This is a genomic window from Tractidigestivibacter scatoligenes, from assembly GCF_001494635.1.
In the GTDB taxonomy this organism is placed as follows: Bacteria; Actinomycetota; Coriobacteriia; order Coriobacteriales; family Atopobiaceae; genus Tractidigestivibacter; species Tractidigestivibacter scatoligenes.
Genome location: NZ_LOJF01000001.1, coordinates 521607 through 533583, shown reverse-complemented (window position 1 = coordinate 533583; position 11977 = coordinate 521607). Strand labels below are relative to the sequence as shown.

14 protein-coding genes are annotated in these 11977 nt (G+C 63.1%); 10 read left to right on the top strand and 4 right to left on the bottom strand.

Features of this window, described 5'->3' with window-relative positions:
• The first annotated feature begins 96 nt into the window (after window positions 1-96).
• A complete protein-coding gene (locus AUL39_RS02410) occupies window positions 97-624 on the top strand; it encodes a GAF domain-containing protein (RefSeq protein WP_059053237.1) in 528 nt (175 codons plus the stop codon).
• Between the two features lie 50 nt (window positions 625-674).
• Window positions 675-1337, top strand: a complete 663-nt coding sequence (gene pyrE, locus AUL39_RS02405) for an orotate phosphoribosyltransferase (RefSeq protein WP_059053235.1) — start codon at window positions 675-677, stop codon at window positions 1335-1337.
• Between the two features lie 103 nt (window positions 1338-1440).
• Here the strand turns inward: pyrE and AUL39_RS02400 are convergent, their stop codons facing one another.
• From AUL39_RS02400 to AUL39_RS02390, 3 genes are all read right to left on the bottom strand, one after another.
• Window positions 1441-2433 carry a DUF5692 family protein gene (locus tag AUL39_RS02400; protein WP_059053227.1) on the bottom strand — a complete coding sequence of 331 codons (993 nt, stop codon included), beginning with the start codon at window positions 2431-2433 and terminating at the stop codon, window positions 1441-1443.
• A gap of 57 nt (window positions 2434-2490) precedes the next feature.
• Window positions 2491-3075, bottom strand: a complete 585-nt coding sequence (locus AUL39_RS02395) for a TetR/AcrR family transcriptional regulator (protein ID WP_059053225.1) — start codon at window positions 3073-3075, stop codon at window positions 2491-2493.
• 188 nt (window positions 3076-3263) lie between these two features.
• Window positions 3264-3779 carry a ferritin gene (locus AUL39_RS02390; protein ID WP_059053222.1) on the bottom strand — a complete coding sequence of 172 codons (516 nt, stop codon included), beginning with the start codon at window positions 3777-3779 and terminating at the stop codon, window positions 3264-3266.
• A 593-nt stretch (window positions 3780-4372) separates the two neighbouring features.
• Between AUL39_RS02390 and AUL39_RS02385 the strand changes: the two genes are divergently transcribed.
• Window positions 4373-4855, top strand: a complete 483-nt coding sequence (locus AUL39_RS02385; protein WP_059053220.1) for a hypothetical protein — start codon at window positions 4373-4375, stop codon at window positions 4853-4855.
• 28 nt (window positions 4856-4883) lie between these two features.
• On the opposite strand, the gene AUL39_RS02380 is transcribed toward AUL39_RS02385, so the two are convergent.
• Window positions 4884-5105 carry a hypothetical protein gene (locus AUL39_RS02380; protein ID WP_059053218.1) on the bottom strand — a complete coding sequence of 74 codons (222 nt, stop codon included), beginning with the start codon at window positions 5103-5105 and terminating at the stop codon, window positions 4884-4886.
• Between the two features lie 90 nt (window positions 5106-5195).
• Between AUL39_RS02380 and AUL39_RS02375 the strand changes: the two genes are divergently transcribed.
• The 7 genes from AUL39_RS02375 (at window position 5196) to AUL39_RS02345 (ending at window position 11946) form a co-directional block, all read left to right on the top strand.
• The gene (locus tag AUL39_RS02375; protein WP_059053216.1) at window positions 5196-5441 is read left to right on the top strand and encodes a helix-turn-helix domain-containing protein; all 246 of its coding nucleotides are present in this window, start codon (window positions 5196-5198) and stop codon (window positions 5439-5441) included.
• 101 nt (window positions 5442-5542) lie between these two features.
• Window positions 5543-5956 carry a holo-ACP synthase gene (locus AUL39_RS02370; protein WP_059053215.1) on the top strand — a complete coding sequence of 138 codons (414 nt, stop codon included), beginning with the start codon at window positions 5543-5545 and terminating at the stop codon, window positions 5954-5956.
• Window positions 5953-6987 carry an NADH:flavin oxidoreductase gene (locus tag AUL39_RS02365; RefSeq protein ID WP_201783898.1) on the top strand — a complete coding sequence of 345 codons (1035 nt, stop codon included), beginning with the start codon at window positions 5953-5955 and terminating at the stop codon, window positions 6985-6987. The genes AUL39_RS02370 and AUL39_RS02365 overlap by 4 nt, the downstream gene beginning before the upstream one ends.
• Window positions 6988-7022: 35 nt before the next feature.
• A complete protein-coding gene (locus tag AUL39_RS02360) occupies window positions 7023-7319 on the top strand; it encodes a hypothetical protein (RefSeq protein ID WP_059053213.1) in 297 nt (98 codons plus the stop codon).
• The gene (locus tag AUL39_RS02355) at window positions 7316-9931 is read left to right on the top strand and encodes a DEAD/DEAH box helicase (RefSeq protein ID WP_059053210.1); all 2616 of its coding nucleotides are present in this window, start codon (window positions 7316-7318) and stop codon (window positions 9929-9931) included. The genes AUL39_RS02360 and AUL39_RS02355 overlap by 4 nt, the downstream gene beginning before the upstream one ends.
• 151 nt (window positions 9932-10082) lie before the next feature.
• Window positions 10083-10544, top strand: a complete 462-nt coding sequence (locus AUL39_RS02350; RefSeq protein WP_059053209.1) for a universal stress protein — start codon at window positions 10083-10085, stop codon at window positions 10542-10544.
• Window positions 10545-10902: 358 nt separating this feature from the next.
• On the top strand, window positions 10903-11946 hold the full coding sequence (locus AUL39_RS02345) for a coiled-coil domain-containing protein (protein WP_235810728.1): 1044 nt from the start codon (window positions 10903-10905) through the stop codon (window positions 11944-11946).
• Window positions 11947-11977: the final 31 nt, after the last annotated feature.

Here is an 11977-nt window from a genome sequence, read left to right as displayed (position 1 = left end):
CCTCTTGGAATTGTGTCATGCTCGTTAACCGTCCTATCTTATCGCGACGAGCTGGCGCCGCATCCATCATTCTCCGCACTGGAAGGAGATGCCATCATGGACAACCCGCAGGCCACAGACTACGAACTTCTCGCTCAGCAGGTAGGCTCACTTGCCGAGGGAACGCCGGGCTGGCTGCCCGCGCTTGCCAACGCAGCCGCCCTCCTAGGCGAGGCGCTGCCAAGCATCAACTGGGTGGGCTTCTACGTTGCCACCAATGGCCCCGCGGGCAAGCAGGACCTTGTCCTTGGCCCCTTCTGGGGACGCCCCGCATGCGTGAGCATCCCCTATGGTGCCGGTGTCTGCGGAAGGGCCGTCGAGACAAACAAGCCCCGGCTTGTGCCCGACGTCCAGGCATTCCCAGGCCACATTGCCTGTGATGCCGCTTCGCGCTCGGAGCTCGTGGTGCCCATCCACGCAACCGCCGCGGACGGCAGCACCGCCATCTGGGGCGTCCTCGACTGTGACAGTCCCATACCCGCGCGCTTCTCGGCAGCAGACCTTGAGGGCTTCTCGCGCATAGTGCACGCGCTGGAGAAGTCTGCAGACCTTCTTGGTCCCGCCGTGGTTCCCGTTCGCCCGTAGTCGCGTAGAATCTCTTGCGAGACGATCGTCACCACCGAGAGGAGACGTCAATGGAGGAGTACAAGCGCCAGTTCATCGACTTCATGGTCGAGAGCAAGGTGCTCAAGTTTGGCGAGTTCACCCTCAAGAGCGGTAGGAAGTCGCCGTTCTTCATGAACGCCGGCGCCTACGTCACGGGCTCGCAGCTCAAGCGCTTGGGAGAGTTCTATGCCCACGCCATCCACGACAACTTTGGCCTGGACTTCGACGTGCTCTTTGGGCCTGCCTACAAGGGCATTCCCCTGGCGGTCTCCTGCGCCATTGCCTTCCACGACCTCTACGGCAAGGAGGTGCGCTACTGCTCCAACCGCAAGGAGGTCAAGGACCACGGTGCCGACAAGGGCAACCTCCTGGGCAGCGAGCTTAGGGACGGCGACCGCGTGGTGATGATCGAGGACGTCACCACCTCCGGCAAGTCCATCGACGAGACCTACCCCATCGTGACCGGCGCGGCTGCGGTCGAGGTCAAGGGGCTTATCGTCTCGCTCAACCGCATGGAGGTGGGCAAGGGCGGCAAGGTGAGCGCCCAGGAGGAGATCCAGGAGCGCTACGGCTTCCCCGTCGCGAGCATCGTGACCATGGCAGAGGTCGTCGAGGCACTCGACGGCACCATCATTACGCCGCAGCTCAAGGCTGCCATCGACGAGTACTACGAGAAGTACGGCGTAAAGTAGCACGCGGATACAAGCGCCGCTTCACGCGGCACAGAAACGCGGGGCGTCAGCACAAGCTGGCGCCCCGCATGCGTTGCGAGTGGCTTGCCTTGCCCTGCTCGTCCTACGCCGCCAAGTCCGCGCGACGGGCCGTGGCCTCCTCGAAGTCGCGAGTGCCCACAAAGACGTCCTGCTTGTAGGGATTGACGCCCAGCTTCTTGGCACGATAGGCGATTGTGATTATTGCCGCCACGTTTGCCATGAGCGCGATCACAGAGACAACGGTCGCCGTGGTGGGGTTGAGCGTGGAGTGCGTCACGAAGACCGACTCCTCCTGGAACGCGGGGAAGACCTGCGCAAACATGCACCAGATGGCCAGCGTGTTTGCGCGGTTCTGAATCCAGGCGCCCTTGTTCCAGAGCGCGTTTGCCACCGTGGGGGCAAGAAGCAGCGCCAGGCCGCAGTACCAGGCGTGGTGCGGCAGGCAGTTGTAGGTGTAGCAGAAGTTCCAGATGTCATAGGCAACAATGAAGACCCAGGTCATGTCAGGCCAGAGCATGTCTCGCCCGTCCTTGGAGGAGTAGACGTTCCACCAAGCCGTCATGCAGAAGATGTTGATGATGCCGGCGATGCCGTTGAAGACGTTGTTCCAGCCCGCGAGCTGCGTCGCGCCCTCTGAGGTCACCCACGTGGTCTCGCCTAGCGCAAAGAAGTGGTAGGCGCTCTCGAAGTCGGAGCATACGGCAATGAGGATGTTGATTGCGACAATCGCAAACGGGAAGGCGCGGAACCAGTGGGCGCGACCAAGGCTTCCCCACTGGTACTTGATGACCATGAAGCCAATGCAGCCGGCAAGTGCGGCGTACACCTTTGCGTAGTGGAACCAGCTGTTCTGGTAGATGTGAGTGGGATTGGTGAGCGCCCAGTCCTGGCCCTGCGCCACGCCCACGGCAATAGCAATGCAGTAGATGGTCATGGCCACGGGCAGCACGCCGAACATGATGAGGCCCCCAACCTTGGACCTGCGGGCGAACTCGTTGAGCACGATGAGCCCAACGAAGACCATCACCCACCCCAGGAGCTGGAACGGCAGATTGGCGCTGTGGTCGAACAACATGGCACTTCCTCTCTCTTGCTGTCTTTGGGGAAACGCTACTGTCGCGCGTTGGCGCGGCTAGTCCTGTTGGGAGCCAAGGTCAAGGTGGAGCGTGTCAGCGATGAGGTCGGCAACAAGCTCGTCCGAGGCGTCGGGGTGGGTCCTCATGTAGCTCATGAGGCCAATGATGAGCAGGTAGAACTCCTCGTAGGGATGGTGTATCTCCACGCGGTGGTACCTAGCGTACTCGGCAACGGTGGTGCGCGTGAGGTATTCGGCAAGAGTGCGTGCCGTCTGTTGGCTAAAGCGCTGGTAGAGAAGGGCGTTCTGGCTCTTGAGAAGGTCGGTCCTAAAGCTGTCCGTGTCAAAGAGATGGCGGCGGAGCATGGCAACGCATGTTTTGAGCGCGCCATCGACGTCCCCGCGCACGCGCTGAGCGTTCCACTCGCGCACAGCTGCCACGAAGGTGTCTACGTAGGCGTCGAGAATAGCGTCGGTGACCTCGTCGCGACTTGAGAAGTAGTGGTAGAAGAGGCTGCGCGTGATATTGGCCCGCTCGGCGATGTCCTTCACCGAGGTGTGGTCGATGCCCTTCTCCTCGTAGAGTGAGCGGGCGGCGGCAATGATCTGCTCGCGTCGCGTTTCTGCAATCTCGCCGCGCATCGGCCGCACCTCCTTTGTTGACACCATGTCAACGACGGGGCCAATAATAGGATGTGAAGAGAATGTGTGGCAACGAACAGTTTTCGAGAAACGTCAACAAGCCGCAGCCCAGGGGGTGCATGGCATAAAAAACGCGGCGACCCGCTTGGGGCCACCGCGCTTCTCGGCTCTGATTGTATTGCAGAGACTTACATGGGCATTGTGGGGGCAACAAAGGTGCGGGCCTGGTACTCGCGATCCAGGTCGTAGAGGCCCTTGGGGTCGGAGCCAAAGAGCTCCATGTTCTTGATCATGTCGGAGGCGTTGGTCTCCTCCTCGCCCTGCTCCTTCACGAACCAGTCGAGCAGCTGCATGGTGCGGAAGTCATGCACATCATAGGCGGCCTGGTAGCACTCGTTGATTGCGGCCGTGATGTAGCGCTCGTGCTCGAGGCCAGCCTGCAGCGGCGCAAGGTCGTTGGTGAAGGTCTTGTCGGGCTCGGCGATGGCCGCCATCTTGACCTGGTAGTCATTGTCCAGTAGGTAGCGGCGGAGGATCTTGGCGTGGGAGACCTCCTCCTGCACCTGCACCATGTACCAGTTTGCGAACCCCTTGAGGCCGCGGTCCTCGTAGTAGTCGGCAAACGTGAGGTAGAGGTATGCCGAGTAGAGCTCCTTGTTGATCTGGGCGTTAAGGGTGTCGCCGACCTTCTTGTCGAGTGCCATGGCAACCTTCTTTCCTGCCCCGCAGGGCGTTTGGGAAATGCATTCCATAGAAAGTCTACCCGTCAGAGTGAGGGAATGTCAGCTTCTTGAAACTTGCACCGACGGGCGGTGGAGGAAGGCCGCGGTGGGCGGCGGCGCCCGAGAGCCTCTTTTCGACGAGAAGGCCACCGAACCGTCCCTTCCAGAGCCGTTTTGGCGCCGGGGGTCGCATCTCGTACGGAATCCCTTCGGAAACCCCTGCTCTGGCGTCATATTGACGCCGGAGCAGCAACTTTCGACGTAATCCCTGCAAAAACGTGCCTTCGGGCGCCAACTCCAGCAGCGACGCTACCTCACGCCCCCGTCAGCGCCCACGCTCCCTCGCGCCGCCTCGCGCCCCCCCCAGCCCCGACGTTCCTCCGCGGAGAATAGCTCCTTCTCTTAAACGACAGCCGCATTTGCCCTGTTGGCGGACATTACCTTTAAGAAAAGGAGCTGAGCTCCGGGCTCTGAGCTAAGCTCCGGAGGCCGAGCTAAACTTCGGGCCGTGAGATAAACTCCGGAACAATGACGCAAGCCAGGTCATCGCGGCCCGGCAACGAGAGGAGAATGTCGTGACCAAGCTCATGGAGTACCTGCTGGAGCCGCAAACCGTCGTGGTTTTTGACATCGACGGCGTCCTTGCGGTCTACGAGTTTGGTGATCTCTCACACAGCGCCTGCCCCGACGAAGACTGGGAGGACTACGTGCGCACGCACGACCCCTACGCCAGTTCGCGCTCGGTTCCGCAAATCCAGCGCTTCATCAAGGACAAGGGCATCGACCACGTATGGGCATGCTCACAGGCAAGTGACGTCGAGGCACCAGGCAAGCGTGCCTTTGTCACCCGCTGCTACGAGCTTGCGCCCAGCCACGTGGTAACCGTTGCACAAAAGGCCGAGAAGGTCGGGTTTCTCCGCCAGCTAGCTCGAAAGCTGGAAATCCCCGAACGACGCGTGGCCATTGTGGAGGACACAGTGAAGACGTTGGACCTCATTGGCCAAGAGACGGACTGCGTCACGGTGCATGTCTCATCCTTCTTTGACTACGGGATGTAGCCCCGCGTCCGCCTGCGCGCCGAAGCGCCTACGCTATCCCCTCGTGGACCTCGCGCTCGGTACCATCTGCGTCACGTATGACCTCCACCCAGCGCTCTATTCGCTCCCCATCGAGCAGCCGCGCTGCCTCTTCCACCTTATCGGCGAGAAGGTCGAGCGCCTCGGGCGAGACAGACCCGCTTGCCGCCTGAAGGGCGAGTGCCCTTGCGATTTCGGCACAACCACGTAGCGCGTCTTGTGGGCTTTCCAAGATATCACCTGCCACATAGCGTTGTTGTCCTGGTAGACACCAGAATATTCTATTTTTGAATGTCTCGCGCGCGGGTCTACATTCCGGCGCATGTACGAGATTGCCGACAGACTAGTGGGGAAGGTCCTCCGTAAGTTGAGGATAGAGTCCGACCTGAAGCAGGAGCAGGTCGCGGCTCGCCTTGGCACCAATCAATCGATGATCTCGAAGTTCGAGTCTGGCGAGCGTTCGCTTCACCTGGGCGAAGTCTACGCATATGCCGAGGCACTAGGCACCACGCCTCAGCGCATCCTGCAGGAAGTCTGGGACAGCCAAAAGCCACCGCATGGCAACTGAGGAGGAACACCCAAAGTCTCTTCTCCGCGACGCAACCAGTTCCAAGCCGCGCTACCCTAGGCTGGAAAGTCACAAGGCAGCAAGCAACTAACGGGAGCCGCATGGACAGGGGAACGTACGCCACGGGAACGCAGCTCATGCGCATAACCAGGGCCCAAGAACTTCTCGCCAGCGCGAACAATCCCCTTGTCCACTTGCTCACGTCCGCAGAGCTTGCACAGGCAAACACGCGCGAGAATCCCGCCGAGTACGTGGCCGGCCACCTTGCTGCAAAAGGAGCGGCAACGGATGCCCTGGATCAACTCCTTCCCCCGGGCACGACAATCGACCCCTTGGAGCTAGAGACCCTCGACGCCACCTCCGGCGCGCCGACGTGCACGGTGCGCGGACGCCTGGCCGCCGTCCTTGCCGCACACGGCATGAAGCCGCCGCTCATCTCCATCACCAACGAGGCGGGTGCCGCGCTGGCAACTGCCGTGGCTTGGGCCCATGCCACAGGGAGCGATAACGCGTGATCTATGACCAACCTCTTGCCGTAGGCAATCTCATCCTCAAGAACCGCCTGGTCATGGTGCCCATTGCCACGGGGAAAGCTGGAGCGCGCGGCCAGGTGACCCAGGCACTCTGCGACCACTATGCCGTCCGTGCGCGCGGCGGTTACCTGGGCCTTGTCGAATGCGGCCACCACTTTGTCTGCGAGGAGGGCCGCGCTACCGCGCGTCAGGCGTCCATTGCACACGACGAGGACGTCGAGGGCCTCAAGCGCGAGGCCGCAGCCGTCCACGACCAGGGAACTCCCGTCTTTGTGCAGCTCTCACATGCAGGTTCGGCAGCAACCGAGAGACTCACGGGCACGCAGCCGCTGGCGCCTTCGGCCGTCACGTGCCCAGGCGCCAAGGTGGGCCACCCCCTCCCCCGCGCCATGAGCGCAGATGACATCACGCGCCTGCCGGAGCTCTTCTCGGCAGCGGCACGGCGCGCCCACGCGGCCGGCTTCGACGGCGTCGAGATACATGCGGCCCACGGGTACCTGCTGGACCAGTTCCTCTCGCCCCTCACCAACCTGCGAAAAGACGCCTACGGCGGCTCGCTTGAGAACCGCGCGCGGCTCCTTGTGGAGGTGCTCCAGGCCGTGCGAGCAGAGCTGCCCTCAGGCTACCCGGTCTCCGTGCGCCTGGGCGGCTGCGACTACATGCCCGGTGGCAGCACCATCGACGACGCGGTGGCATTCGCGCGCATGGTTGAGGCGGCGGGCGCGGGCCTCATCTCCGTCTCGGGCGGCATGTGCTACTACGGCAGGCCCGGCCACGAGGACACCCCAGGCTGGTTTGCGGACTCGTCGGCGCCCATCCGTGCGGGCGTGGGCGTGCCGGTGCTTCTGGCGGGCGGCATAAAGACGGGTGTGGCGGCGGAAGCGCTGCTCGAGCAAGGCGCCTGCGACCTTGCGGGCATTGGACGTGCAATACTGAACAGGCCCGCGTGGGCACGGCGCGAGACCACCAAGCTTCGCGCCGCCAACGCGCCCGCACGGGACGCCACAAGATAGCGAGGACACCGGCCGTGCAGGCCGAGGAGGACAGCATGGACGAGAGCGACATGAAGCTCGCGGAGCAACTGCGCGAGCAGCTCGAGGCAAACGGTGCAAAGACGGCCTTTGGCGCGCCAGCAGAGGCGCCGAGCAAAGCCGTCCCGCAAGACGAGCAGGACGATGCAGGCAGCCTCGTGGAGGGGCCGTTTGCCCAGGCAATGGCCGCCTACCGCAAGGCAAAGCGCTCGGGCGACGCCGAGGCAACGGCGGCAGCCGAGCGCCACCTCCAGGACGTAGTGCGCGCGGAGCTTGCCGGCGGCACCGAGCCCTGCTCGGGAGACGAGCGATGAGCGCCGAAGAGACCGGCGCCGGCGCCATCGCCAGCGTGCCCGGTCCCGCCCACGTGGACCTTGGCCCCAACGGACCTGGCTCGCTCGGGCGCCTCATCCCCTGGCCAGACGACGAGACCTATCCCAACATCCCCGCCGAGGACGCGCTCGAGCTCTTCCTTGGTTGGATCGAGTCGCGCGGCATGCAGCTCTGGGACCACCAAGAGGAGGCCCTTCTCGACCTGGCGTCCGGCGACCACGTGATCTTGGGCACCCCCACGGGCTCCGGCAAGAGCATGGTTGCCGTAGGCTTGCTCTTCATAGCCAACTGCACCAACCGTCGCGCCTACTACACGGCACCCATTAAGGCGCTGGTCAGCGAGAAGTTCTTCAACCTGGTTGACCTTCTCGGCAAAGACAACGTGGGCATGATTACGGGCGACGTGGTGATAAACAGCGAGGCGCCCGTCATCTGCTGCACAGCCGAGATCCTTGCCCAGGACGCGCTGCGCTTTGGCGAGCACGCGGACATCGGCTGCGTGGCCATGGACGAGTTCCACTTCTACAGCGACCGCGACCGCGGCTGGGCTTGGCAGGTGCCACTGCTGGCGCTACCCCACACGCAGTTCCTGCTCATGTCCGCCACGCTGGGCGACGTCACCGACATCGCCACCGCGCTCGAGGAGCACACCGGACGCGCCGTCGACAAGGTGCTCGATGCGCCCCGGCCGGTGCCCCTCTCCTACGAGTTCGTGGAGACACCGCTCGAGGGCACGGTCGAGCTGGCCCTTCGTGACGGCGACGCGCCTCTCTACATAGTGCACTTCTCGCAGGAGGCTGCCCTCAAGAGCGCGCAGGCCCTTTCGAGCTACGGCGTCTCGTCGAAGGAGCAGCGCGAGGCCCTGAGGGACGCCGTCAAGGGGGTGCGCTTCACCACCACGTTTGGCAAGACCCTGAAGCGACTCATCCTCACGGGCGTGGGCGTGCATCACGCCGGCATGCTGCCGCGATACCGCCTGCTGGTGGAGAAGCTCGCCCAGCAGGGCCTGCTGCCCGTAATCTGCGGCACAGACACGCTGGGCGTGGGCATCAACGTCCCCATCCACACCGTGCTTCTCACCCAGCTCACCAAGTTCGATGGCAAGCACATGCGCCGGCTCAACGCGCGAGAGTTCCACCAAATTGCGGGGCGCGCCGGCCGCGCTGGCTTCGACACCGAGGGGCGCGTGATCGCGGAGGCCACCGAGTACGACATCGAGCGTGCAAAGGCGCTGGCCAAGGCCGGCGGAGACCCCAAGCGCGCCCGCAAGATCAAGGTCAAGACGCCGCCCTCTGACTTTGTTGGCTGGAACAAGCAGACTTTCGAGCGCCTCATTGCGGCAGAGCCCGAGAAGCTCCGCCCGCGCCTGCGCATCACGCACTCCATGGTGCTTGCCGAGATCGAGCAGGGCGGGGACGCCTGGGCACGAACGCACAAGCTCATCGAGGACTCGGCCCAGACGCCGGAGGAGAAGGCCGCGCTCTCACAGCGCACCGACGAGGTCTTTGCCACGCTCATCGACGCCGGCGTGGTCGAGCGCCACGAGGAGGATGACGGCACTGCCTCCTACCTGCTCACCGTTGACCTACCCGAGGACTTTGCGCTTGACCAGCCCCTCTCGCCGTTCCTTCTCGCCGCCATCGAGCTTCTGGACCCGGAGAGCGAGACCTACGCGCTCGACCTCATCTCGATGGTAGAGGCCACGCTTGAGGACCCGCCGCAGATCCTGCGCGCCCAGGAGCGCGAGGCACGTGGTGCCGCCATCGCGGCAATGAAGGCCGAGGGTATCGAGTACGAGGAGCGCATGGAGCGCGCGCAGGAGGTCACCTACCCCAAGCCGCTCAAGGACCTTCTCGACGCCGCCTTTGCGGAGTACTGCGAGAAGGTCCCCTGGGCAAGCGACTACTGCCTGCGCCCAAAGAGCGTCCTGCGCGACATGGTCGAGACGGCAAGCGACTTCAAGACCTACATTGGCCGCTACAAGATCGCCCGCTCGGAGGGCACGCTTTTGCGCTACCTCTCGGACGCCTACCGCGTGCTTGATCGCACGGTGCCTGCCGAGAAGCGCGACGAGCGCTTGGAAGACATCGTGACCTGGCTGAGGCTGGTCGTGCGCACCACGGACTCCTCGCTCGTGGACGAGTGGGAGGGCTCCGGCACCGAAGATGGCGCCACGGTTGCCGCGCCAAGCGTGGACGAGGTCGTCCACGACAGGCGCGGCCTCACCCTGCTCGTGCGTAACGCCCTCTTCGCCCGAGTGCGCCTGGCGGCGCTGGGCAAGGTCGAGGAGCTGGGCGACCTCGACGCGGACTGGGGCTACCGCTCGGTCGTGTGGCAGCAGGCGCTCGACGCCTTCCATGCTGAGCACGAGCAGATCCTCTTGGACGCTGACGCTCGATCCTCTGCCTACCTCGACATCGACGAGAAGGACGAGAAGACAGACCACGTCTGGCACGTCCACCAGGTCTTCCGCGACTCCGACGACGACCATGACTTTGGCATCTGGGGCGACGTCGACCTCGATGCCACGCAGGACGAGGGAGCCGTAGTTTTCAAGACCTACCGCGTGGGGTTTGTCGACACGCTCGCCTAGGGGCAGGAGCATGCGGCAGGCCTACCGTTCGGGGCGCAAGACGCGCGTCTCCCCGTGTTTCTCGGGAAAACCGCCCCAACGGCGGGTAGAACGAGAGCGCGGGGCGGCGCGCAAGGCGTCAGCCTCAGGCACACTCGCTAGGGAGGACGCCATGGCAGAGACAAACCAGACCTACCAGGACCTCGGATACGACAAGATTTTCGTGTCACTCGACGGAACGGATCGCCAGGCAAAGGTGCTTCATCGCGCCATTGTGATGGCGGCAAACGACAACGCCGAGCTCTACATTGGCCACGTCATCGACTCGACCGCGCTCGAGACTGCAGGGACTTACCCTGTCGACCTCATTCCCTCGCTCGAGAAGGACTTCCGCGAGTCCATCGCCGAGCAGGTTGCCGAGGCAGAGGCGGAGCCGCAGATCAAGAGCGTCAAAGTCATCGTGAAGGCGGGGCGCATCCGCGAGACCCTGAAGGACGACATGCTCGACGTCATCAAGCCGGACCTCGTCATCTGCGGGGCGCGCGGGCTCTCGTCCATCAAGTACGCAATTCTCGGCTCCATCTCCACCTTCCTCACGCGTTCCACGACCTGCGACGTGCTCGTGGTAAAGTAGCTCACTCACAGCGGGTCACAGGCCGTTCACGGATTTCTTGGGTACCTTCGCGGTATCCCACAGAAATCCCACAGCTTGTTCTCCACAGAGGCGTCGTGGTTGGAAAGTCCAACAAACTCGCTGGTAAAAGTCGCGTTTTTAAATGTGGCCCCTTCCACTCGAAGGGGCCACAACCCTATATGAAGACTTGAGACTTTTGCAGGAAACGTGATACCTCACTTTTCACGCTAAGGTTATCTAGCTGCGTTCTTGGCATGTTCGCGCCAGAGCGCACCGTCAACGTCGGCCTCGGAGGTAACCTTTGTCGCTCTCGTCTACAACCCGAAACGGAGTCCTTGCGCTTGCCCTCGCCAGTACCATGGCGTTTGGAATTGTCGCGGTTAGGCCCGCAGTTGCCTTGGGCGAAACGCTCGATGACCTCGAGGCAAAGGTAGAGCAGACAAACGACGAGCTCACTACGGCAAACGACAAGGTTGCCCAGCTCCAGCAGCAGATTGACGATAACCAACAGCGCATCGCCGAGATTGAGGCCCAGCTTCCCGATGCGCGTGCCGCCGCCGCGCAGAGCATCCGAACCCAGTACAAGATGCAGCAAGGTTCGCAGGGGCTTGTCGAGCTAGTCCTCTCCTCTGAGAACTTCTTCGACTTTCTCGCCACCATCCAGTTCCTTGACTCCGTGACCTCATACAACAGCGACCAGATTCAGTCGCTTGTCGACCTCACGACCGAGCTTTCGAGCACGCAGGAAGATCTCAACTCCCAGCTTGCGCAGGCCGAGACCGAACGCCAGAACGCCCAGGATGTCCTTGACTCTGCCGTTGCCGCGCGTGAGGCGTTGCAGCAGCAGATGGCGGAGGAGCAGGCAGCGCAGCAGGCCGAAGCTGAGGCCGCGCTGCAGGAAGCAGCACAAAGTGAGGGCGAGACCTTCCAGACCGAGTCGGGCAACACGGCAACCGTTGAGGTGCCCGAATCCTCTACCAGCTCCTCGAGCGATTCCAGAAGCTCCAACAGCTCCAGTGAAAACGTCAACTGGCAGAGCGACAAAGATAGCTTTGTGGCGCAATGGGGTGCTCGCATTGACGCCTACCTGGCAGGCTCCCCGCTCGCTGGCTACGGCAGCACCTTCGCCGCAGCGGCTTGGGACTATGGCATTGATCCGCGACTCTCGCCCGCAATCTCGGCCGTTGAGAGCAGCAAGGGACTTTACTGCGCCTACTCCCACAACGCCTGGGGCTGGGGCAGCGTAAGCTGGAGCAGCTGGGAGACGGCGATCTATGCACACACCGCCGGCCTAGCCTCGGGCTACGGCGGTTACCTCACCTACTCCATGGCACAGAAGTACTGCCCGCCCAACGCGGCAGCGTGGTACTCATCCGTCGCAGCCAACATGGCGATGATCTAGGGGTGTTTCCGGACCTACCGCATCCTGCGGG